This is a genomic window from Sinorhizobium glycinis (assembly GCF_001651865.1).
GTDB classification, from domain to species: Bacteria; Pseudomonadota; Alphaproteobacteria; order Rhizobiales; family Rhizobiaceae; genus Sinorhizobium; species Sinorhizobium glycinis.
On record NZ_LPUX01000064.1, the window covers coordinates 202,699 to 224,798 of the forward strand.

General features: G+C 63.7%; 17 protein-coding genes. 10 read left to right on the plus strand and 7 right to left on the minus strand.

The window, feature by feature from the left end:
- Position 1: 1 nt before the first annotated feature.
- Positions 2-1,348, minus strand: coding sequence for an MATE family efflux transporter (locus tag AU381_RS20865; RefSeq protein ID WP_064243643.1), 1,347 nt, complete (start codon positions 1,346-1,348; stop codon positions 2-4).
- Positions 1,348-2,466, minus strand: coding sequence for a GNAT family N-acetyltransferase (locus AU381_RS20870; protein ID WP_064243644.1), 1,119 nt, complete (start codon positions 2,464-2,466; stop codon positions 1,348-1,350). Before AU381_RS20870 ends, AU381_RS20865 begins: the two co-directional genes overlap by 1 nt.
- 261 nt (positions 2,467-2,727) lie before the next feature.
- On the opposite strand from AU381_RS20870, the gene AU381_RS20875 reads away from it, so the two are divergent.
- The 5 genes from AU381_RS20875 (at position 2,728) to AU381_RS20895 (ending at position 10,029) form a co-directional block, all read left to right on the plus strand.
- Positions 2,728-6,684, plus strand: coding sequence for a non-ribosomal peptide synthetase (locus AU381_RS20875; protein ID WP_064243645.1), 3,957 nt, complete (start codon positions 2,728-2,730; stop codon positions 6,682-6,684).
- A 45-nt stretch (positions 6,685-6,729) separates the two neighbouring features.
- Positions 6,730-8,070: a lysine N(6)-hydroxylase/L-ornithine N(5)-oxygenase family protein gene (locus AU381_RS20880; RefSeq protein WP_064243646.1), complete on the plus strand. Its 1,341-nt coding sequence runs from the start codon at positions 6,730-6,732 to the stop codon at positions 8,068-8,070.
- A gap of 5 nt (positions 8,071-8,075) precedes the next feature.
- Positions 8,076-8,795 (plus strand): 4'-phosphopantetheinyl transferase family protein, encoded by a 720-nt coding sequence (locus AU381_RS20885; RefSeq protein WP_064243647.1) that lies wholly within the window; start codon positions 8,076-8,078, stop codon positions 8,793-8,795.
- 155 nt (positions 8,796-8,950) lie between these two features.
- Positions 8,951-9,532, plus strand: coding sequence for a sigma-70 family RNA polymerase sigma factor (locus AU381_RS20890; protein ID WP_064243648.1), 582 nt, complete (start codon positions 8,951-8,953; stop codon positions 9,530-9,532).
- A 50-nt stretch (positions 9,533-9,582) separates the two neighbouring features.
- On the plus strand, positions 9,583-10,029 hold the full coding sequence (locus AU381_RS20895) for a GNAT family N-acetyltransferase (protein ID WP_425288632.1): 447 nt from the start codon (positions 9,583-9,585) through the stop codon (positions 10,027-10,029).
- Positions 10,030-10,259: 230 nt separating this feature from the next.
- Here the strand turns inward: AU381_RS20895 and AU381_RS20900 are convergent, their stop codons facing one another.
- Positions 10,260-12,440 carry a TonB-dependent siderophore receptor gene (locus AU381_RS20900; protein WP_064243650.1) on the minus strand — a complete coding sequence of 727 codons (2,181 nt, stop codon included), beginning with the start codon at positions 12,438-12,440 and terminating at the stop codon, positions 10,260-10,262.
- 228 nt (positions 12,441-12,668) lie between these two features.
- On the opposite strand from AU381_RS20900, the gene AU381_RS20905 reads away from it, so the two are divergent.
- Positions 12,669-12,854 (plus strand): hypothetical protein, encoded by a 186-nt coding sequence (locus tag AU381_RS20905; RefSeq protein WP_064243651.1) that lies wholly within the window; start codon positions 12,669-12,671, stop codon positions 12,852-12,854.
- A gap of 491 nt (positions 12,855-13,345) precedes the next feature.
- Entirely contained in the window at positions 13,346-13,591 is a 246-nt protein-coding gene (locus AU381_RS20910) for a DUF982 domain-containing protein (protein WP_064243652.1), read from the plus strand.
- A gap of 66 nt (positions 13,592-13,657) precedes the next feature.
- Here the strand turns inward: AU381_RS20910 and AU381_RS20915 are convergent, their stop codons facing one another.
- Positions 13,658-13,918 carry a hypothetical protein gene (locus tag AU381_RS20915; protein WP_064243653.1) on the minus strand — a complete coding sequence of 87 codons (261 nt, stop codon included), beginning with the start codon at positions 13,916-13,918 and terminating at the stop codon, positions 13,658-13,660.
- Between the two features lie 148 nt (positions 13,919-14,066).
- Here AU381_RS20915 and AU381_RS20920 point away from each other — a divergent pair, with 148 nt between their 5' ends.
- Entirely contained in the window at positions 14,067-15,146 is a 1,080-nt protein-coding gene (locus AU381_RS20920) for an AI-2E family transporter (RefSeq protein ID WP_064243654.1), read from the plus strand.
- Position 15,147: 1 nt separating this feature from the next.
- Here AU381_RS20920 and AU381_RS20925 read toward each other — a convergent pair whose 3' ends face one another.
- Positions 15,148-15,969, minus strand: a complete 822-nt coding sequence (locus AU381_RS20925; protein ID WP_082910247.1) for an endonuclease/exonuclease/phosphatase family protein — start codon at positions 15,967-15,969, stop codon at positions 15,148-15,150.
- 82 nt (positions 15,970-16,051) lie between these two features.
- On the opposite strand from AU381_RS20925, the gene AU381_RS20930 reads away from it, so the two are divergent.
- A complete protein-coding gene (locus AU381_RS20930) occupies positions 16,052-16,990 on the plus strand; it encodes a putative bifunctional lysylphosphatidylglycerol flippase/synthetase (RefSeq protein ID WP_064244168.1) in 939 nt (312 codons plus the stop codon).
- Here AU381_RS20930 and AU381_RS28855 read toward each other — a convergent pair.
- Entirely contained in the window at positions 16,888-18,507 is a 1,620-nt protein-coding gene (locus AU381_RS28855; protein ID WP_162273445.1) for a phospholipase D-like domain-containing protein, read from the minus strand. The two genes, AU381_RS20930 and AU381_RS28855, sit on opposite strands and share 103 nt — an antisense overlap.
- Positions 18,508-18,594: 87 nt before the next feature.
- On the opposite strand from AU381_RS28855, the gene AU381_RS20940 reads away from it, so the two are divergent.
- Entirely contained in the window at positions 18,595-21,207 is a 2,613-nt protein-coding gene (locus AU381_RS20940) for a malto-oligosyltrehalose synthase (RefSeq protein WP_064243656.1), read from the plus strand.
- A gap of 13 nt (positions 21,208-21,220) precedes the next feature.
- Here the strand turns inward: AU381_RS20940 and AU381_RS20945 are convergent, their stop codons facing one another.
- On the minus strand, positions 21,221-22,009 hold the full coding sequence (locus AU381_RS20945) for a carbon-nitrogen hydrolase family protein (RefSeq protein WP_064243657.1): 789 nt from the start codon (positions 22,007-22,009) through the stop codon (positions 21,221-21,223).
- Positions 22,010-22,100 lie beyond the last annotated feature (91 nt).

Genomic DNA, 22,100 nt, shown 5'->3' on the forward strand with positions numbered 1-22,100 from the left:
GTCAGCGGAAGGCGGCTTGCGGCAGATCGGAGAGCGCCGCCCATTCCCGCCGCAGAACGAAGAGCCCGAGGAGCCCAGCGAGTGCCGCCGCCAGCGCCGGCGCAAGCGCGACGCCGGCAAAGCCGAGCCAAGGCGGCATCAGGAACAAGGCGGGGATCAGCAAATATCCCTGCGGCGCAAGGCCGATGAACGCGGATAACCGCGCTTTTCCTCGTGACTGCAGCAGCACCAGCAGGACCGTCTGAAAGGCCGAGCAGGGAAAGACAGGGACGAGTGCGCGCAGGCATGCCGCCGTCTGTCGCACGACCTCGTCCTCGGCGGTGAACAGGCCGGCCATCGGTTCGGCGGCGACGATGAGCAGGAGCGAATAGAACATCGCCGTGCCGATCGCCGCAGCCAGCATCACACGGACGACCGCCTGCACCCGCGCAGGATCTCCCGCACCGCAGGCATGGCTGACGACGCTTTGCGCCCCGAGGCAGAAGCCGAGGATCGGCAATTGGCCGAGTGCCATCAGCCGAACCGCGATGGCCATCGCCGCAGCACCTTCATCGCCGCCTTCGAGGCTCGCCTGCCGGAGCAGCAGAAGAAGCCCGAGACTTGCAACGATATTGGTCGCTGCGGCGGGGATGGCGATCTTGACGACGGGCGTTGCGCACGGCCAATCGACGAGCCGCAGGCGCAATCGGACCTGGGCCCAGCGGCGGCGGAAATAGATCAGGTAGGCCAGCACGGCCGCGAACGACGAGACGATGGTCGCCAGTGCCGCGCCGCTCTCGCGCAGGTCGAGAGCGAATATGAAGAACGGATCAAGCAGGATGTTGAGCCCGAAACTGGCGATCAGTACCGTCATCGAGAACCGGCTGTTGCCCTCGGCGATCGCAACGAAGTCGCCAAGCGCCTGCAGCAGGCCGAAGACGATGCCGAAGGCGAGAAGCCTGCCGTAGGAGAGGCTTGCGGCAAGCGTATCGGCGCTCGCGCCGACGCCTTCGAGATAAAAGGGCAACGCCACGTGGATAGCCAGGGCGAAGGCGAGGCCGAGCGGAAGGGCTGCCGCAAATGTCGTGCTCGCCGCGGCCGAGGCGGCCGCGTTGCGGCCCGCCCCGAGATGACGGGCCAGCAGCGTGGCGAGACCGACGCCCAGGCCCTGCCCCACGGCCGAAACCGTGAGGAAAAGCGGCATGACGAGGCTGACCCCGGCGAGCGCCTCGGGCCCGAGAGCGCCGACGAAGAGACCATTGATCGTATGGTGCCCGGCACTCGCAGTCAGCCCGGCGACGGCAGGCAACGCAATTCTGATGACGAGCCGCAGCAGTCGCGGGTCGTTCATGTCGACCGCCTGAGGCATCAAACCGATTTCCGCGGGAGCGAGCCGATCGGGGCATCCGCAGACCCGGAAAGATCGGGGAACAGGAGCCTGTCGAGGAAGAAGCGCTCCCTGAGGAGCATCACCAGCAACGCGCGCTTGTGCGCAAACGTCACATGCTTGACCTTGGCAAAGCCCGAGCGGTCGAGATTGCGGATCTGCTGCTGATGATCATGCACCGGCTCGCCGACGATCCGCCGCGTGCGCGGGTCGGCGAGGAACATATAGTGCATCAGCGACGGCAGCCAGGCGCTGACAAAGGCCTTGCCGCGGAAGACTTCCTCGCCGATCGCCACGTGCCAGCCGCGGTCGTAGGCATCGGCATCGTAGTGCGGCCCGAGACGGTCCTCCTTTGCCCAATAGAGCTCGAAATATCCGAACGGCGTGCCGCCGAAACTGCCGATCAGAGGGAGAGTGCGCGGATCGGCGAGGCGATCGGAAAGGAACCTGCGGTGAAAGGCAAGGTCGCCCTGATCCTGCCAGATCGCCGCGACACGGGGATCGTTCATCCACTTGTTGAAGACCTCGAGGTCCCGGTCCGGATCGGCCACATGGAAGGTGAGCGCCCGGCCGAGCCAGGGATTTGTGCGCTGGTAGACGGTGCCCGACGGTTTCGGCGGGCGCTGCGGATGATGCACGCCGTTTCTGAACGAGGCGACCTCCGGATAGACCGGCGGAGCCTTACCAAGGAACGGCGCGGGCAGCTGGAAGAGCAGTTCGGGCCTCGAAATGAACCCGTCTGCCTGCGCCTCGACGGCCCCTTGCGCGAGCAGTTCGTCCCGCACCGCCCCCGCCTCGAGATTGATCTTCAGCGAGGGAAGCGACGGATTGCAGGTGAAGAGTGCCTCGAGAACAGCGACAACGATGACGACCGGCGACGCGGCATCCGCTTCGAAATCGAACGAAAGGCCTGGATCGGCCGCCGAATAGCCGACCCGGGCAGTTTGCCGGCCCGCGGCTTCGACGGTGAAGCCGCCAGGTTCGCCCCGGACCAGCAGGGGGCCGGCGCTCGACAGCGCATGACTGGCAAATCCCTCCGCCGGCAAACTGAGTGGATCAAGGGCGGCGGCGGTGCCGACTGCCGATACAGCAAGATTCATCGCAAGCTCCGTTGTGGGCACATTTTCGGCTTAGACGGATGGGACAAATGAAAATTCAGGCGCCGCCGAAAAAATATTTTCTCAGGAATTTTCTGAAGATTGAGAATGCGGAAACGTCTAAGACGCACTGACACAAGGGACACCCTGCGAGTCATCCAAGAATAAGTCTCATAGATACTACTGTTCCCCGAGATAACTCTTCAAATTTCGGGGAATTGCGTGCGTGCGCCTATGACAGATCATAACGGAGTTACCGTGACGATGATGCTTCACGAGAAATTTGCACCACTGACCGAGAGCCAGCGCGAAGTGTGGCCGCTGTCGAGCAGCCAGTCGCGAATCTGGCGGCTTTCCGAGACCGGCAACGAGCACGTCTACGGCCGGCAAATTCTCGCCTTCGCATTTCAATCGGTTGCCCTCTCCGTCGCGCGTGAAAAGCTCGAAAAACTGCTCCTCGCCCATCCGCATCTGTCGCGGCGTTTCGAGGTGCTGCCGGGCGGCATCGTCCATCAAGGCTTCAAAAGTCATGCCGCGGTCGATCGGCTGGAGTGCGCCGTTCCCGATGGCCAATCGATCGATGATGCCGTGGCGGCGGCGGCAGCCGAGGAGCGCCTGAGGCCGATCGACGTTCGAAAGGAAAATCCGGCCCGCATCTTCCTTTTCTCCAGGCGGGAGCAGGCGGTTGCTGTCCTCTTCTCGCTGCATCCACTGATCGGCGACTTCGCAGCCCTTGATCGTCTGGCGACCGATTTCGTTCTCGCCATTCACGCACCGGATTTTCCAAAGCGTGAAGGAAGCTCTGTGTCCACGAGCCCGGCGGAGCACCGTTCCGACGCGTCGGCCGCGGCTGCGGACTATTGGTACGAGCGACTGTCGGCGCAGGAAAGCATCGCCCTCCTGCCGCAGGAGGCGCAAGCGGCCGTCGCGGATGGAGAGGCGCACTGGGTAGAACACAGCCTCGAAGTCTTCCCGGAGGAGACCCTCGCCGCCGGCGATCCGCCGACTGCGGCTGCAAGCCGCCTCATCGCCGCACTTGCCATCACGCTGCGGCGCTATTCCGGCTGCGGAACGCAACGGCTGGCGTTGGTCAGGCGTGCGCCAGAGAGCGATACCGTGTCCCGCTCCGAGGATCTTCTGCTTCTCGCGACCGCGATCGACGGCGACATGCGCCTTCGGCATGTGGAGCAGATCTTCGCCGGCGAGATGGCAGCCGCCGAAGCCCAATTCCTGCCGTTCGAATTGTTGGCGGAAGCTTTGCTGCGGCGGAACGAGTTCTTCGACACGACAAGCCTCGCCAGGACCATTCTCGACATCCGGCCCGTGCTGTTCTCGACGCTCCCGCGCTTCAGCCGAAGAGACCTGCGCGTCATCGCCACGCCGCCGGCGCGCCGCGACGCCGAGTTCGTGGTGACCGTTTCGCCCTCGCCCGGCGGATCCTCCGACATCCGTTTCGGTTACGATGCGGCGAAGCACGACCCGAAGCTCGTGCAGCGCTTCCTCAGCGATTTTCAGATCGCGCTGGCGAGCGCGATGGATAGCCCCCAGCAGCGCGTCAAGGATATTCCTTTCGTCTCGAAGGCCGAGCTCGAGCGGCTTTCGGCGCCCTACCCCGATACGCCGCGAGAGGACGACGGAACGCCGGTTCACCAGGTCATTTCGGCGCAGGCGCGGCGCCGGCCAGAGGCCTTTGCCGTTGCCCGGGGAGCACGCACGATCACGCATGGCGAGCTGGAAGCCCGCGCCAACCGGCTCGCGCACCATCTGGTCTCTCTCGGCATGGGACGCGAAAAACGCGTCGCCATCGCCCTCGACAAGTCGATCGAAGCGATCATCGCCATTCTCGCGGTCATGAAGGCGGGCGGCGCCTTCACGCCGGTCGAGCCGGACCATCCGGAGGCCCGCAACCGGCATATCCTGGCGGCGCCGGGCCTGGCGCTGGTCATCACCAGAACCAGGTTCATCGAAAAACTGCCAAAAGACATCGACACGCCGCTGCTCGATCTCGATGTGCTCGACCTCTCTCATGAGAGCGCTGAGCCACCCGAGATAACGATCGAACCCGCCCAGCTCGCCTATGTCATTTACACCTCGGGTTCCACTGGTGTGCCGAAGGGGGTGGCCGTCGAACATGGTCCCCTCGCCCACCACTGCAAGGCGACACTGCGCATCTATGAGATGTGCGAAGAGTCGCGCGAATATCCGGTTCTGCCCTTCACCTCCGACGGCGGACATGAGCGCTGGATGGTGCCTCTGATGGCGGGCGGCGGCGTGGTGCTGGCGGAAGACAAGCTGGCGACGCCGGAGGATGCCTTTGCGCTGATGCGCCAGCATGGCGTGAACAATGCCAGCCTGCCGACGAGCTATGTCCGCAGCCTGGCCGAATATGCCGGCGAAAATCCCGACTTGCCGCACTTAAGGCTCTATTCCTTCGGCGGCGAAGCGCTGCCGCAGGCGGTCTTCGACATGATCAACGGCAACCTGCAGGCGCGGCTGTTGATCAACGGCTACGGTCCGACCGAAACGATCATGACGCCGATGATCTGGAAGGTGTTGCCGGGCACCCGTTTCGAGGGGACGGTCGCGCCCATCGGCCGTGGCGTCGGCGACCGGCGCATCTATGTGCTGGATGCCGACGGCGCGCCCGTGCCGGTGGGCGTGATCGGCGAGATCTATATCGGCGGCAGCGGTCTCGCCCGCGGCTATCTCGACCGTCCCGATCTCACCGCCGAACGCTTCGTGCCGGATCCCTTCTCCGCCGAAGGCGGCCGGCTCTACAGGAGCGGCGATCTCGGCCGCTGGCGCGAGGACGGTATCGTCGAATTCGCCGGCCGCGCCGATCACCAGATCAAGCTGCGCGGCTATCGCATCGAGCCGGGCGAGATCGAGGCGGTTTTGAGAGGCAGCGCCGACATCGCCGACGTCGTCGTCCTCCTGCACAAGGAGGGCGGCAGGAGTTTCCTCGTCGCCTATGTGGTTCCGCGTGCCGGCGGCGAGATCGACGTGGTGGAGCTCAAGCGCGCAGCGGCGCTCCTGCTGCCGGACTACATGGTGCCGCAGGCGATCATCGTGCTTGACGCGCTGCCGATGGGACCGAACAGCAAGCTCGACCGCGCCGCCCTTCCGGCACACCGGACGGAGTGGCAGGCCGTCGAACCGGCCAACGAGCGGGAGCGGGAAATCCTGGATGTCTGGCAGGAGATCCTCGAGCTCACCGATATCGGCGTCACCGAGAACTTCTTCGACATCGGCGGGCAGTCGCTCGCCGCCGTCCGCATCGTCTCGCGCCTGAAGACCCGCCATCCGGAATGGCCGGTGACGATCGCCGACATGTTCAACCATCCGACGGTCCGGGAGCTCGCCGCGGCCGTCGAGGAGCGCCGGGAGGAAGGAGGCGTCGACGTCGTCTATCTTCGACGAAACGGCGACCGACCGGTCCTCTACTGCTTCCCGGGACTGCTCGTCAGCACGCGCGAATATCTGCGTCTCGTCGACCATCTTGGTCCGCGGCAACCGGCGACCGGTTTCATCTGCTACTCGCTCACCGAAGAGAAGACGCTGAGCACGACCGTCGAAGACATCACGGCCCGCTATGCCGAGGCGGTCAGGAAGCAGGCCAGAGGACGGCCCTGCGCCTTTCTCGGTTGGTCCTGGGGCGGCCTTCTTGCCTATGAGGCGGCGCGCCAGCTCGGCACCGATATCGATCTCAAGATGATCGGCATGGTCGATGTCTGCGACATGAACGAGGAATTCACCGTCGGGGTGTGGCCGCGCTTCGAGGAAGGCGTGCGCGAGCGCACGCATAGGACCGTGCAGCACTGGCTCGAAACTGCCCCGATGCGCGCCGAATGGGCGACGCTGTTTGCGGTGATGGACGACGAGGTCTACGAACAGTTCCTCCATCACATCGTCAAGCATAACGTGGTCCTGCCGACGGACGGGCCGGATATCGGCTCGGAAGAGCACACGTTCTGGGTCCTGATCGACAACGCGCTGATCTTCAGAAGCTACCGGCTGAAAGCATCCGACTTCCGCATCCATTCCTTCGTCGCCGAGGATTCGCTGACGCGGGCTCTCAACATCATCGACTGGCGGCGCCATTCGCCGAATGCCACGGCTTCCGAAATCGTCACCGGCACGAACCACCTGACGATCATCGGCAAGACGCCCTTCCACCAGCGCTTCGCGAAACGTCTCGACGCGGCCTTTCGCCTCTCCTGAGCACTCCCAGGCGCTCACCTCCTCCCGATCCTCCTGGAGCAAAAAATGACTGCTGACGCACTCGATCTCGCCGGTATCGGAATCGGCCCCTTCAATCTCAGCCTCGCGGCCCAGCTCGATTCAATCCCGGCGGTTTCCGCGCGGTTCTTCGAGCGGCGGCGTGAGTTCGCCTGGCACCCGGGAATGATGCTTCCCGGCGTGGAAATGCAGACGTCGATCCTCAAGGACCTCGTGACGGCAACGAACCCGACGAGCCCCTGGAGTTTCCTCGCCTATCTCGTCGCGCACCGGCGGTTCTATCAGTTCCTGAACGCCGAATACGAAGCCGTGCCGCGCACGGAATTCGCCGATTACCTGGGCTGGGTGGCGCGCGGCCTGAGCTCGCTGAGCTTCGGGGCCGCGGTGGAGGAGGTTCGCGCCGCGGTGGAGGAGGTTCGCGCCGCGGATGACGGGTTCGCGCTGAGGGTCGGGGCCGAGACGGTCCAGGCCCGCAACCTGTCGATCGGCGTCGGCAAGATCCCTGCACTTCCGGCATGGGCGGAGGCCTTGCCGAAGACCATGGCGTTCCACAACAGCGAAGCCGCACAACGGCTTCCTGAGCTCAAGGCCAGACGTGTCGCTGTCATCGGCGGCGGCCAAAGCGGGGCGGAAATCGTCGATGCCCTGCTCGACAGCCACGAGGCCGCCACGATCGAGTGGGTCAGCCGACGGCCGAACTTCGAACCGCTCGATGCCACGCCCTTCACCAACGAGCTTTTCACCCCCACTTATGTCCGCGACTTCCACAAATTGCCCGAAGGCCTGCGGCTCAACCATACGCACCGGCAGTTGCTGGCCAGCGACGGCATCTCCGCGGCGACGCTCAAGAAGCTCTATCGAAGGCTCTACGAGGAGAAGCTGGTGGCTCCCGGTCCAAAAAGCCGGGAAATCTCGCTGAGACCGCACCGCAATGTGATTGCTGCGGATAGAAACGGCTCGACCATCCGGCTGACGGTGCAGAACGGCTTCGACAATGCGGTCGAACAGGTCGTCGTCGACGCGGTGATCCTCGCCACGGGCTATCGCTTCGTGCTGCCGGCCTTCATGGAGCAGCTCAAGGTCCGGATTGCGGTGAACTCGCTGGACGAGCCGGTTCTCGCTGCCGATTTCTCCCTCGTCTGGGACGGACCGGCCGATAACCGCATCTTCGTTCTCAATGCCGGGCGGCACAGCCACGGGATCGCCGAGCCGCAACTGAGCCTTGCCGCCTGGCGCAGTGCCGTTATCGCCAACGCCTTGCTAGGCCGCGAACAGTTCGATCTCGGCCAGCCGCTGCCGATCGTGCGATGGGCGTCAGAGGATTCCGCGATCCCCCAATCCTCCTTCTTCGGGGAAGCCGCCGAATAATCTCCATGCCGGGATCTCAAGCGACAGACACGGAGGCGGTCGAGATACACTGGCTCTATCTCGGCGCCGAAAGCCGCCGCATGGAGGACGGTCTCAGTCAGGCGGAGAAGGACCGCGCCGCCCGTTTGCGCCGCCCGAAGGATCGGCTGCGATACGTGGCTGCCCGCCGCCTTTGCCGCGCCGTTCTCGGTGCCCGTGTCGGACGAGCGCCGGACGCTCTCCAAATAGGCCTTACCGAAACGGGCAAGCCGTGGCTGCCGGACCATCCGGGGGTCTCCTTCAGCCTGTCGCACAGCGGCGACGCCGTCGTGCTGGCGATCAGCGAGGCAGGCCCGATCGGGGTCGATGTCGAGCAGATCGGGGCGGCAGAGCTGCAGGTCGACCCGGACCTTCTGTCGCTTGTGCTCTCCGCTGACGAGCGATCGTGGTTCGAGGCGCTGCCTGCGCCCGAGCGGGCGGAAGCGTTCCTCGGCTCCTGGGTCAAGAAGGAGGCGGTGTTGAAGTGCCTCGGCACCGGCCTTCTTGAGCGGCCGGACGAGGTGCCGGTGGCGCCGCCTTTTTCGACACGGGAAACGATAAGCCTGCCAGCCGGTCGGCTCTCCCTTCACTCAGGGACGATGCCCTGGAACGAGAGATGCTTCCTATGGGCGGTCGCGGCGCGCCACGCGCCGAGCAGAATCGCTTGGCGATATCATGAAACCCTGCCGGGACTTCCGTCGCACTGAAATGCCTTCTAGCGGTCTGAAGCCGTCCCCCTGCCACGTCGCATTATGACAATCTCACCTGCCGATTCTTTGTTGACTCATATACTCATGTTTTCTAGTTTGCCGCGGGAATTGGGGCGTTGAAGATGCAATCTTCGATTTTAACGGACCGCGACATGTTCAATGTTTCAGAACCTCCTGCCAACGAAACTCTTCGGACCGCCCTCGCCCTTCGACCCAAGCTGCTGGCCGCGGCGCGACGCATCACAAGGAACCCGACCGCGGCGGAGGATGTCGTCCAGGATGTGCTGCTGCAACTGGTGTCCGCACCTCTCAGGCCGGACGTCGTCGCGCCTGCGCACTATCTGATGCGCATGGTCCGCAACCAGGCGATGGATCATCTGCGGCGCACCAAAAGGGAGCAAGGCCTCTTCATTGTTGATAAAATCAGCGGTTGCGCCTCTGTTTATGGCAATCCGGAAGAATGCGTGCGCCAGTGCCAGGCCTATTCGGCCCTCCAGGAGACGGTCGGCGCGATGCCGCCAAGAACGCGAATGTTCTATGAGCGACATTACTTCGACAACGTCCCGCAAAAGGTGATCGCCGAGGAAGCGGGCGTCTCCCCGGCCCTCGTCTGCGGCCTGCTGCGGGAGGCGCATACGCGCTGCCTTGACGCGGTTTGCGCCGAAGAACGAAAGGAACCCTCATGCAAGACCGCATGCCCGCGTCGGTTCGCAAGTCAGGCGAGCTACCAGTGATGGCGGCTGCTCAAGAAAGCGCCGGACCCGCGCCGGCCGAAGCCGTCCAGATGATGAGCGGCGGCAAGGCCGCCATCTGCCGCGAGATCATGTCGGAGCTTTCCGACTGGTTCACGGAGCCGGCGGTGATCGAAGCCTGCGCCGAGGCCGTCGAGACCTTGCCGGTCTTTGCCTGCATGGACGAAAGCAAGGTTGCCGGCTTCGTGGCGCTGAAGGAGCACCCGCCGGCGGCGACGGAGATCCTGATCATCGCCTCGCGCCGGCAATATCACGGCAATGGTGTCGGAACAGCACTGGTGAAGGCGGCCGAACAGTTCGCGCGCGGCCGCGGCGCGCGGCTCTTGACCGTCAAGACGCTGGCCCCGCGCGGGCGGAAAGAGCCGCACTACGAGGCGACGCGCGGCTTCTACCTTCGCAACGGCTTCATCCCGGCGGAGATTTTCCCCACGCTCTGGCACGAAGATCATCCCTGCCTTTTTCTGGTGAAGCCTCTTTGAAATCGAGCTGCCCTGATGCAGCACCCCCCTCTGCCCTGCCGGGCATCTCCCCCGCAAGGGGGGAGATCGGCCGGATGCGCCGCCCTGACTCACACTGACGCGGTGTAAGCCAAACACGGCCTTCCAGCATCGTACATTGTGTCATTGGTCGAGCGGGACATCCCCACATGCCGATCTCCCCACTTGCGGGGGAGATGCCCGGCAGGGCAGAGGGGGGTGTCAGCACCCGCTTACCAGCGGTACTTGAGCGAGGCGGTGACGTTGCGGCCCTGGCTCAGGTAGCAAAAGCCCTCATTGCAGATCACCGGCTTTTCATTGCCGATGTTGCGAACGTTGACCTGAGCGGTAAGGCCTTCATATTTCCTGTCGATCGCGCCGAAATCGTAGCTCGCGGCGGCGTCCAGGTAGAAGGCCTCGTCGTTCTTGCCTGTCGCGTTGGCGGTGTCCTTGTAGGTTTCGCTCAGGTAGCGCACGCCAGCGCCGAGCGACAGGCCCGATGCCGGCGTGTCCTCGGCGAACGTGTAGTTGGCCCATAGCGTCGCCACGTGTTCGGGCGTGACGGCAGGCGTATTACCGAGATTGCTTCCTCCGGTGATTTCGGCGTGATTGTAGGTATAGGCGGCGATCAGGTCCAACTGGTCGGTGATCGCAGCGCGCGCCTCGAGTTCCAGACCACGGCTCGTCACTTCACCCAACGAGCGATAGGTGCCCAGCAGCGGATTGATGAGGATCGGCTTGTTCGCCTCGATAGTCTGATAGGCGACCGCCGAAAGCAGGATGTCGCTGCCGGGCGGCTGGTATTTGACGCCGAGCTCGAACTGCTCCCCTTCCATCGGATCGAGAATTGTGCCCGTTGCAGACCGGTTGGTGACCGGCTCGAAGGAGGTGGCATAGCTTGCGAAGGGGGCAATGCCGTTGTCGAACAGGTAGAGCGCTCCCGCCTGCACGGAGAAGGCGTTTTTGTCGACCCGTTCGGATGAGCTCGTGCCAAAGGCTACCAGCCGCGTGTCCCGGTCCTGCTCGACCCAGGTCTGACGACCACCGAGCGTGAAGCGCCACCGGTCCAGTTCGATCTGATCCAGCGCATAGATACCGACCTGCCGGAGATCCGCCTCGGCTTGCGAGAAATTATAGTCTGGCGTTGGCCCTGAGACTCCGTAGGTCGGGTTGGCGATATCGAAGTCGTAGGCCGGGGTTGCCACCGAATCCATGCCGAAGCCAAATGACGAGGTCAGGTTGGTATAGTCGAGGCCGAAGAGCATCGCATGCGCGGCCGGTCCCGTATCGAATTTGGCTTCGAGCTGGTTGTCGACCTGAAACACGTTCATCTCGTCGCGGATGGAGCTTGCGCCCCGATGGGCAACAGTACCGGTCCAGCTGTAGATACCGAGATAGCGAGCCCGTAGGTCCAGGTGCGAATAGCGGAGATTCTGGCGGAAGGTGATGCCGCCGTCGAATTCGTGCTCGAACTGGTAGCCGATCTGCTGCTGCCGGACCTTCTGGAAGTCGTAGTCGGGATCGCTGGCCCGCAACTCGTGGACCTTGCCGGAGGGATCGGTGACGGCGCCGACATTGGCGTCCGTTTCGTCGGCCTGAGCCAGCCCGTAGATGGTGAAGGTCGTGGAATCGTCCGGCTTCCAGGTCAGCCCCGGCTGGATCAGGTAGCGATCGTCGCCGATATCGAAATTCGTCTCGCCTTTGCGTGCCAGGCCGACGAGCCGGTAGTAGAACTCGTCGTTCTCTTCGCTGACCGGCCCCCCGAAATCGAACATGCCCTGCAGCCGGTCCTCGGTGCCGTAGAGGACGCCCACTTCGCGGATCGTCTCTTCGGTCGGCAGCTTGGAAATCTTGTTGACGATGCCGGCCGGCGAGCCGGCGCCGTAGAGCACCGAAACCGGACCCTTGATCACCTCGACCCGCTCCAGCGTGTAGGGCTCGGTGCGGAAGGTGCCGTAGTTGATGTAGGGCTGCCGAAGGCCGTCCTTGTAGTCGCCGATCGTTGTGGCGCTGTAGCCGCGGATGAAGACCTGGTCGAAGCGCGGGTCGAAGCCGTAGGCACCCGTCGTCACCCCGGCCGAATAGCGAACGGCTTCGATGATGTCCTGCGCGCCGCGCTGCTCCAGTTCCTTGCGCGTCACTACCGAGACCGACCGCGGCGTTTCGATGAGCGGCGTCTTGATCTTGCTGGCACCGGCGCTGCTCTTCGCCGTGACGGTCTCGCTGTCCCTCTTCTCTTCCGCCCCTTGCCCGCTCGATATCGTCAAAGGCTTCAGCGCCGTGGCGCCGCTCTGATCCTGCGCCGCAGCGCTTGAGGTCAGCGCCATGATCGTAACGAGCGCCGTCGCGCCCCCTGCCGCAAGGCCGCGGTTTTTAGACTTCTGGTTGAAATTATTGAATAAACTGCGTTGCATGGCCCTCTCACCGGCGTGTGCTTCATGTTGCGCTGCAACCTAGTGCGTCGGCGGCTCTCACGTCAATAATTTCTTGAGTAAAAAACTCATCTTTTTTGTCGATCTTCTGTGGCGACTTCACGGGGTTCCAGGAACGGCAGCCGCAAGCGCGCGCCTGTCCTGGGCGCTGCCGAGGGAACCCCTCAGACGCGATTTCGTTCTCCCTTGTGATTAAGGGAGTGCTGCACCATGTTCACCCGAAGAACTGATCGCCTGACACCCGAAAAGCGAGCCTCGGCCACCTTCCCGATCGCCGTCCTGTTGCTCGCAATATGTGCCATCTTCGTCTACCTGACGATCGGCGGCGCCCTGCTGGAGGACGGAAAGGACACGGTCGTCTACACGCCGCAGATCGCCGACGCGACCGGTCGCTGAAGATTCTTGAGCCCAAGGGCTCCGCCGGCGCCCGGGCAGCAGTGCTGAGATTTGTCAGAGACAGCGACACCGCCGTCGCCTCGGTGCAGCCCTGTCGCAAGTCAGCGCATCGGGCAAGGTGCTCCGTAGGAACAATTGCGACAACAGTGGGTTGTCGGGTCGTATCAGGAGTTCCAGACCATGACACCCGACCCCATTGGCCCCGGACCCGGACCGGGCATAATCCCGCCAAACCCAGTCCCTCCGCTCGGCATTCCCGACCCGCCGACCAAAGAGCCGCAGCCCGAAAATCTCCCCGAAGAAGAGCCCGTGAAGCCGCCCCGCGAGGAGGAGGAACCTCCCCGCGCTACCGACAGGTCCGGCGGCTCGCTGTAGGCGACCGGCCACCGCAGCCCGTCCCCGGCTTCGCATCCATTAAAATGCAAGCGAAAATAGAAGCTTGGGAACGAACGGGATCAGAGGCAGTTAGGTGCGCCAGAAGGGACGCCGACATGTTCAAGACATGGGACGAATGCGTCATCGTGAACTTGCCCGATCTCGACGGTGTCCAGATCGTGTGGACCCCGGCCGAAGCGGCGAGACTGCTCAGCGAGCATTGGCCTATCGACCACGGCAGCGCCTACAATGCCGCGATCAATTCCTGCACCGATGCCATGCTTGGTACCGCCCCCTTTGATCGAGCGCGGCAAGCCTTTGTCGCAGCTGTCGAGGAAGCGAAGGTCAAGATCATGCGCTGACTCACGAACTACATTAGGGAGCCGCGTCGTCGAGGCAGCGAAGCTCGCTCAACATCTATCAGGAGATCAAAGCTCTTCGTCCGTCACCTTCGGGGGAACGCGGCCGGTATGGTGGACAGGATTGTCCTTTCCGCCCGCTTCCGTCGGCTTCTCGCGCCGCTCCGACATTCCGCTCCTGGCCGGCGGCTCGTCCGCATCCTCGGACCCGGACCCCTGCGCCTGGTCCGGCAAGGGTTTCGGATCCACACGCATTTCCTTCGGATCCGGTTTCCATGTTGGGGACGGCATCGGCTGATCCGTGAGGTCGTCGCGCTTGGGATTGCTCATCGTCGCGATCCTTTCCTGCTGCGGACTTGAACCCGCGGCTCGCCGGAAGGTTCCCGCCGGCGCGATACCGGGCGCATGGCAAGCGGAACCTATCTTTTGACAAGTCTGTTCGGGTGGCGCCAGATTGTTCACAAAGGAGCGATTTCACGTGGCGAGGAATGTTTCGGCCCAGGCAGAGCAAGAAGCTCCAGATCGATTGCTCACGGCGCGGCGTTCGCGGGCGATGGTGATCCTGATCGCAATCGCAGCTGGAATCGTCGTTTGTTACCTGCTGGCCGTGCCCTTTCTGCCGGCGCTGACCTGGGCCTTGGTCCTTGCGGTCATGTTCCACCCGCTCCACCATCGCATCGCGAAGGACCTTCGCTATCCGGAAATCGCCGCCGCGGCGACGGTGGCAATTGCCGCATTCATTGTCGCCGTGCCGCTCACGCTGATTGCCGAGCGGCTGGTGAATGAAGCGGCCAAGGGCGCCCAGATCATCGCAGAAGCGCTGAGGACGGGAAGCTGGCGGGACGCCATTGCCAACTATCCGCGCGTTGGCCTGGTTCTGCTCTGGATCGAGACCCAGCTCGACCTCGCAGGGCTTGCAGGAAACGCTGCGACCTTGCTCACCAATTTCAGCGCAACCCTGGTCCGGCGCTCGGTGGTGCAGATTATCGACCTCGTGCTGACCTTCTATTTCCTGTTCTATTTCCTGCGCGACGGCCGCGAAGCCTTGAACATGCTCAAGAACTTCTCTCCGCTGAGCTCCGCAGAGATGAACAAGCTGTTCCTTCGCGTCAGCGAGACGGTCCACGCGATCGTCTTCGGAACCTTCGCCGTCGCCATAGTGCAGGGCACCTTGGGCGGCCTGATGTTCTGGCTGCTTGGCCTGCCGTCGCCGCTCCTCTGGGGTCTGGCCATGGGCCTCCTGGCGATGGTGCCGGTTCTCGGCGCCTTCATCATCTGGATTCCGGCAGCGCTGTCGCTCGCCCTGACCGGCGAATGGGGCAAGGCATTGATCCTGACGGCCTGGGGCGCCGGCGTGGTCGCGACCGTGGACAACCTGCTCTATCCGATGTTCGTCGGAGACCGGCTGAAGCTGCACACCGTGCTGGCGTTCATGAGCATGATCGGCGGTATTATGGTGTTCGGGCCGGCGGGGCTGGTGATCGGTCCGGTGATCTTCACGGTGACGCTGCTGCTGCTCGACATCTGGCGCGAGCACAACAGGGAAAGCGCCGAATAGGTCATCGTCGCTCGTCCACTTCAGGTTCGCTACCGCCGCACTGGCGATGCGAGGTTACCGAGGAATTGTCCGGCCCCGTCGCGGATCGTTTGGGAGCCGGCTCGATTTCCAGTTCGACAAGGATCGGGAGATGATCGGAAGCGACGCGCGCCAGGGCGCTGCTGTGTACCTTGCAATCGCCCACACTTATCCCGTCGCCAATAAAGACATGGTCGAGCCGCAGGAGCGGCAATCGGGACGGGAAGGTCGGTCGCGGCTTGGCAGTCGATTGGAGCTGCGCGTCCTTGAGATGCGTAGCCAGCAGCTTGTAGGCGGCCGAGCGCCCAATGGCGTTCAGGTCGCCCGCCAGAATGACGCGAGATTCCGCCTGCGCAATTCCGCCGAGCCAGCCGGGACCCAGCAGAGCCGTTGCCTGGCGGACCCGCTCCGAACCGCGAAGCCCCAGATGCGTGACGATGACCTGAAGCTTGACGTCGGTGAGCTCGATCTCCACCCAGAGCGCGCCGCGCGGCTCTCCGGACGACGGCAGCACGTCGGCCTTGACCAGGCGCATCGGCAAGGCGGTCAGCACCGCATCGCCGTATCGCTCGTCTTTCAGGTGGAGAGCCGGATGAAAATGCGCCGCCATGTTGAGGTGCGTGGCGATCATATGTGCCTGGTCCACTCTGCCGCTGCGGGCGCGGCCGACATCCACCTCCTGCAGGGCGATGATGTCGGGCCGGCATTCGCCGATGACCGCGGCGATGCGCGCCGGGTCGAGCCTTCGGTCGGTACCGAAACAGCTATGGACGTTGTAGGTGAGGAAACGTAGCGGTCGAGGCATGATCCAGTTTCGGCCTGTCTTCCGGTTCGGGAACACGCGGGACCTGCTTTTCGTTCCGGTGGATCGCAAAGGAACGGGGCCGATGCCGAAGAAGATCATTGCCAGACTGTTCATATTCGCTGCCATCGGCGTCGCCGCCTGGCTGATCCACCGGACACTCCGTCGATATACGTTCGACGAGATCGTCGGCTCGGTGCTGCAGATCCCCCTTGGGCATCTGCTGACGGGGATCGGCTTCGTCTTCCTCTCCTATTTCTGGCTGACGCTGTTCGATACGCTGGCGGTGCGCTATGTCGGTCAGAAGCTCCCCTATCGTCAGGTGGCGCTCGCCTCCTTCACCAGCCTTTCGATCGGCCACAATGTCGGGGTAGCAGCCTTGAGCAGCGGGGCGGTCCGATACCGCTTCTATTCGCGCTGGGGATTGAGTGTCGAGCAGGTCGCAAAAATCATTCTGTTCTGCGGCGTCACCGTCGGCCTCGGCCTCATGACGCTTGCCGGTCTTTGTTGCCTGATCATGCCGGAGAGCGCCGCCCGGATCATCGGCCTCTCGGAGACCGGCGCTGTTCTGCTCGGCATCGCCTGCCTTGCAGCCGCGACCGGTTACGTGATCCTGGCCGGCTTCTTACGCGGTGCGCTTCGCTTGTTCCGCTGGTCGTTCGAAATGCCGCCGCTCAGCATTGCCGCCGGCCAGGTCGTCGTCGGCACCGCAAACTTCCTTTGCGTCAGCGCCTGCCTGCACCAGCTTGTGCTGGCCTTCGGAAATTCCGGATTCTTCGAAACGGCGACGGCCTATGTCGGTGCCAATCTGACGGCTCTCGTCAGCCACGTCCCGGGCGGCATCGGCGTGCTCGAGGCAACGATCGCCTTTCTGCTCGGGCAGTCGGCGAGCATCGGCGCACTGATCGCCTTCAGGGCGATCTATTTCTTCCTGCCGCTGCCGCTCGGCTTGATCTCGCTGTCGATCGCGGAGTTTCTTCGGTGGGACAATGCCAGGAGCATGGCAAGCAAGGCGAAAACCTGACCGACCCAGCGCCGCAGCAGGGCGCGTGTGCGGTGGAACGGCCTCAGCGGACTGTTCGGATCGACGATGTCGGTGCCCCAGACAAGGGCGGTCGCGCCGTGACTTTCGATCCCGTTGAAGGGCCGCAGACCCCGCTGGCGCGTGTCCAACCGGTCGACGACGGCGACGAGGGAGCCTGTTTCCTGCAGCATCCTCTCGACCTCGCCCGGCTCGACGTCGAGATGCTCCGCCAGGAGCGCGTTGCGAATGCCCGCGATTGCGGCACTTTGCTCCGCGCTCGCGGCCTCCACGGCGACGTCGCACTCCGTATCGAACCCTTCCGAGCGGTGGTTGAAGTTCGACGAGCCGACACGAAGGAACCGCTCGTCGACAAGGACCACCTTGGAATGGATCGTCACCTCCTGCTCGGAACCGTCCGCTGCCGGGACCACAGGATAGGCGACGAGCAGCCTGCCATAGCGGTCCGTCTGCTTCAGCTGGCGGATGAGGCGGTCGCGATTGCCCCCCATCACGATTTTTTCGAGAAACCCATGCGAACTGCGGGTGGTGATCACCACGATCTCCGGCCCGTCGGGCTCCTGCAGCCGCTCGCACAGAAGCCTGCCGATCCGATGCGAGGCAAAATACTGGTTCTCGATATAGATGTGGCGCCGGGCGCTCCGCAATGCGTCGAGCGTCAGCCGCAGCGCCTCCTGTCGCCCCCGTCTCTTGCCGAATCCCGGCTCGGTGCGGGCGATGGCGACCCGGCAATCCGTCAGGATCGGTTCTATGTCGGACGGCCATGCGACCGCCGTTGAACTTGGAGCGCCGATCGCTTCTCCGACCGAGGACTTCCAGCGGGAGCGGCAGAGATCTCCGATCGCTCGGCTCACCTCCCCCTCCAGCACCACCTGGATGTCATGCACCGGATCATAGGGATTTCCGTCCGGATCGCGGCGCAGGTCATTCTCGGCCAGATGATCCGGCGTGTCCCAGCGCCGCGCGGTCAGATCCATGCCGCCGACGAAGGCGATGCGGTCGTCGATCGACACGAGCTTCTGGTGATGAGAACCGCGTAGCGCACGATGGCTCGCGAAGCGAAGCTCGACCTGCGGATGCGAAGCCCATTCCTGCCTGCGAAACAGCCGCAACGACTTTCCCGAATAGATCGGCCCCATCGCCCAGACCAGAATGCGGATCCTGAGCTTCGGTTTTTGAGCCGCCAGCCGCTCCAGCTTCGTGCCGAGCGCCTCTGCGTCCGGATCGTCCGGACGCAGCTTGATGCGCGGGTCGAAATCCCAGCCGGTAATCCAGACCTGCTCTTCCGCCTGCTCGAGCATCCGATCGAGACAAGCATAGTAAGCGGCCCCGTCCACGAGGAAGGACACGCGCTCGGCAGGCGCGCTGCGCCAGATATTCTCGGCTTCCTTGATGATCGGTCGACGTGCCCTGCGCCATCGGCTGGGCGGTCTGCCGGAGAAAACGGTCTTCCAGGCCAAGCTTCTTTTCCCGTGAGTGGCGACTGCAAAAAAATCCATTTCAACCGAGATTGTTCCCGTCACGCCGCGCGGAACAAAGCTCGATCGAACGGTGTTGTGCCTGAACAGATGTCAAACCGACCTGCCATGCCTCTGCCCAAAGCGACCTACAGACTGCAATTTCGTAACGGGATGGACTTCGAAAAGGCCGTCGGGTTGATCCCGCATCTCGTCGGCCTCGGCATCTCTCATCTTTATGCCTCGCCGATCTTTTCCGCAGTCAGCGGCTCGACGCATGGCTACGACATCGTCGACTTCGACGAGATCGATCCCGTTTTGGGCGGCAGCGACGGATTTCGGCGGCTGGTCGGCGAACTGAAAGCCCATGGCCTCGGGATCATCCTGGACATCGTGCCGAACCACATGGCCGCGCATCTCGAGAACCGATGGTGGCACAGCGTCATCGAATGGGGCCGGTCCAGCGAATTCGCCGGCCATTTCGACATCGACTGGCGGGAACCGCTCACCCTGCCATTCCTCGGCCGATGCTTCAAGGAGGAGCTTTCGGCCGGGAGGATACGGCTGACACTCGACCGCAACCGGAACTGCCTGGCCTTCGCCTACCATGACGCGCCCTATCCTCTCAATCCGGCTACCTATCCGGCAGCCCTGGAAGGTTGCAGCCCAGCTCTCGACAGGCTTGTCGCCGCCGCCGGCATGGCGGAAGCGAGCAAGGCCGCAGATTTCCATACCGAGGTAGCCTCTCTGGTGGAAACGCCCTCTGTCGCTGCCGCGCTCGCCGAACATCTTTGGGGCGTTTCCGCCGACAAGCCGCTTTTGCAGCGGCTGCACCAGATGCAATCCTGGCGGCTGACAAGCTGGAAGACCGCCCGGGACCATCTCAGCTACCGGAGGTTCTTCGAGATAGCCGGCCTTGTCGGCCTGCGCGTCGAAGATCCGGCCGTCTTCGAGGCCACCCATCGATGCGCCCTTGGCCTCGTCGAGGCAGGTCTCGTCGACGGGCTCCGGGTGGATCACATCGACGGGCTTGCCGATCCCGAGCATTATCTTCGTCGGCTGCGCCAGCGGGTGGGCGAGCACACCTGCGTCGTCGTCGAGAAAATACTGGAGGCCAGCGAGCCGCTGCCGGAAGAATGGCCGGTCGACGGCACCACAGGCTACGAGTTCATCTCGGCACTCGCCGATCTGCTCTCCGACGAGACCTCCGAGCTCTGGAGCAACGGCCACCAAATCGCGACGGCAACGGCCGTCACCGAATGCAAGCTGCAGGTGCTGAGCCACAATTTCAATGCGGAAATCAAAAGGCTCGCCGGACTTGCGGCGCGCCTGCGCGACGATGACGGTCTATCGCCTGACAATGAACGGATGGCCGAGGCCGTCCGTCAGTTGATGGCGGCGATGCCGGTTTACAGGACCTATCTCAGCGATCGCGGAACAGCCGAGCGCGATCGGCGGATGCTCGGCGAGATCGAGTCCAAGGCGCGCTCTGCCGCACCGGAGGCCGGTGCCGAGATCGCAATGATCGTTGCTCGCCTGAAGGCGAATGACGCTGCAACGGATCGGCAGCTGGCCGAGTTCCGGACACGCTTTCAACAATTGAGTGGCGCCGTCATGGCCAAGGCGGTCGAGGATACCTTCTTTTATCGCCGAGGCGAGTATCTCGCCGCGAATGAGGTGGGTGCTGCGCCCGCGTGGGTACCGGGTGGCGTCGACCGCTTTCATGAAAGGATGCGGGAGCGCGGAAGCAGAAGCCGTGCCGGCCTGTCGGCGACCTCGACCCACGATACGAAGAGGGGCGAGGACGCCCGCGCCCGGCTCCATGTGATCAGCGAAGCACCAGAGCTCTGGGCCGCCGGAGTGACCCGCTGGCGCGACATGAATCGGGTTCGCCGTCAGCCTGGGGCCGACGTACCGGAAGCATCCGTCGAGCAGTTCCTTTATCAGAGCCTGCTCGGCACCTGGCCGATCGAGCCGCTCAGCAACGAGACGTATCTCTCCTTCCTGCGAGAGCGCATGTCAGACTTTGCCGTGAAGGCTCTCCGCGAGGCCAAGCTGAGGACAAGCTGGGACTCTCCGGACGAGCGATACGAGGCGGCGATCACCGGATTTCTGCGCGACATCCTCGATTGGCGGAACCGATCGTTTCTTGACGACTTCGAGAAGACGGCCGCGCCCTTCATCCGGGCCGGCCTCATCAACAGCCTCTCGCAAACTCTGGTGAAACTCACCGCGCCGGGCATTCCGGACATCTATCAAGGCAGCGAGCGCCTCGACCTCTCCCTGGTCGATCCCGACAACCGCCGCGCTCTTTCAACGCGACCATCACCGTCCGAACCGCCGCAGCAGCCGACGATCGGCGACTTCGAAGACTGCAAGCAAGCGCTGATCGGGCTTTGCCTCAGCTATCGCCGAGAAAGGGGCGCCGAGCTCCTGGAGCGGGGCGAATACCTCCCGCTCAGCGTGCAAGGCCCCGCTTCCCGCCACGCGGCTGCATTCGTGCGCCGCAGGGAGGATGAGCTTTGTGTCGCCGTGGTCCCGCGGCTTGTGTTCCGCCATCTCGGAGACGGGCTGTCCGTTCATTCCGACCTTTGGCAGGACACCTATCTCCTCTGGCCCGAAGCCTGTGGAGCCAAGCGGTTGAAGAATCTCGCAACCGGCGAAACTGTCGACCCTCGGCCCAGCGTCCCAATGCGAGAAGTTTTCGGCAGCTTCCCCGTCGCGCTCTTCGCTCCGGAATGATCTCGGCCGACCCTCAGCGGACCCGCCGGAACCAGTCCTGCTTCTGCAGGGCCCTGATCCGGTCCAGATCGAAGTCCGCGAGTACGAGCTCCGCCTGCGGTCCGCCCATGGAAAGGATCCTGCCCAGAGCATCGACGGCAAAGGACCGCCCGTCATCCTTCGGTGCCGGATAGTTCGCCACGGCCACGCCGAGGACGGATTGGAATGCCAGTGTCCGCGCGCCTGCGACGCGCACGTCCCCGATCATTGGATCGTCAACCAGCGGGCAGCTGTTGGGAACGAGAATGATCTCGGCGCCGTCCCGCACGAGATCGGACGCAGGACCCGGAAATTCCCGGTCCATGCAGATCAGTATGCCGACCGCAACCTCTCCGGCGTCCGTTCCGAGCCGGGCCACGCTTGAGTTGTCGCCGGCGGCGCAAGCCTCTTCCGGGACGTCGAAGAAACAGATGTGGCGCTTGCGCTGGTGGAGGACGACGTCGCCGTTGCGGTCGATCAGGATCGCGGCGTTGAACGGCCTGGGGTAGCCGCGCTCGAGGAAGGTCGCGACGATCGCCAGCCCGTCCCTGCGTGCCGCCTCTCGAAAGCGTACCACAAAGGGGCCCTCGATCGGCACCGCCGCCTCGATCCAGGTCTGTCGGGCGGTTTCGTCTTCAGGGTCGAAGCGGCTGTATCCGTTCGAGAACATTTCCGGAAAGACGATGATGTCGGCGCCCCTTGCGGCTGCCGACGCCGAGATCGCGTCGACATCCGCATCATGCATCACCTGCGCCATCGCGACGCGAAGAGACCTGCCTGCCAACGGAATGCTCCACAACCTTTGCGACCAACAGGCATCTAAACTAGGAACCATCAGGACTGAATCAACGGCCCCGCTGGCAATCGCCACCTTA

Bases quoted from the DNA above. Each gene is read 5' to 3' on its own strand.
- AU381_RS20910 (WP_064243652.1), top strand. From the start codon at position 13,346: ATGTTCAAGACATGGGACGAATGCGTCATCGTGAACTTGCCCGATCTC.
- AU381_RS20880 (WP_064243646.1), top strand. From the start codon at position 6,730: ATGACTGCTGACGCACTCGATCTCGCCGGTATCGGAATCGGCCCCTTC.
- AU381_RS20870 (WP_064243644.1), bottom strand. From the start codon at position 2,466: ATGAATCTTGCTGTATCGGCAGTCGGCACCGCCGCCGCCCTTGATCCA.
- AU381_RS20905 (WP_064243651.1), top strand. From the start codon at position 12,669: ATGTTCACCCGAAGAACTGATCGCCTGACACCCGAAAAGCGAGCCTCG.
- AU381_RS28855 (WP_162273445.1), bottom strand. From the start codon at position 18,507: ATGGATTTTTTTGCAGTCGCCACTCACGGGAAAAGAAGCTTGGCCTGG.
- AU381_RS20875 (WP_064243645.1), top strand. From the start codon at position 2,728: ATGATGCTTCACGAGAAATTTGCACCACTGACCGAGAGCCAGCGCGAA.
- AU381_RS20865 (WP_064243643.1), bottom strand. From the start codon at position 1,348: ATGCCTCAGGCGGTCGACATGAACGACCCGCGACTGCTGCGGCTCGTC.
- AU381_RS20895 (WP_425288632.1), top strand. From the start codon at position 9,583: ATGATGAGCGGCGGCAAGGCCGCCATCTGCCGCGAGATCATGTCGGAG.
- AU381_RS20890 (WP_064243648.1), top strand. From the start codon at position 8,951: ATGTTCAATGTTTCAGAACCTCCTGCCAACGAAACTCTTCGGACCGCC.
- AU381_RS20885 (WP_064243647.1), top strand. From the start codon at position 8,076: ATGCCGGGATCTCAAGCGACAGACACGGAGGCGGTCGAGATACACTGG.
- AU381_RS20925 (WP_082910247.1), bottom strand. From the start codon at position 15,969: ATGCCTCGACCGCTACGTTTCCTCACCTACAACGTCCATAGCTGTTTC.
- AU381_RS20900 (WP_064243650.1), bottom strand. From the start codon at position 12,440: ATGCAACGCAGTTTATTCAATAATTTCAACCAGAAGTCTAAAAACCGC.
- AU381_RS20915 (WP_064243653.1), bottom strand. From the start codon at position 13,918: ATGAGCAATCCCAAGCGCGACGACCTCACGGATCAGCCGATGCCGTCC.
- AU381_RS20940 (WP_064243656.1), top strand. From the start codon at position 18,595: ATGCCTCTGCCCAAAGCGACCTACAGACTGCAATTTCGTAACGGGATG.
- AU381_RS20930 (WP_064244168.1), top strand. From the start codon at position 16,052: ATGCCGAAGAAGATCATTGCCAGACTGTTCATATTCGCTGCCATCGGC.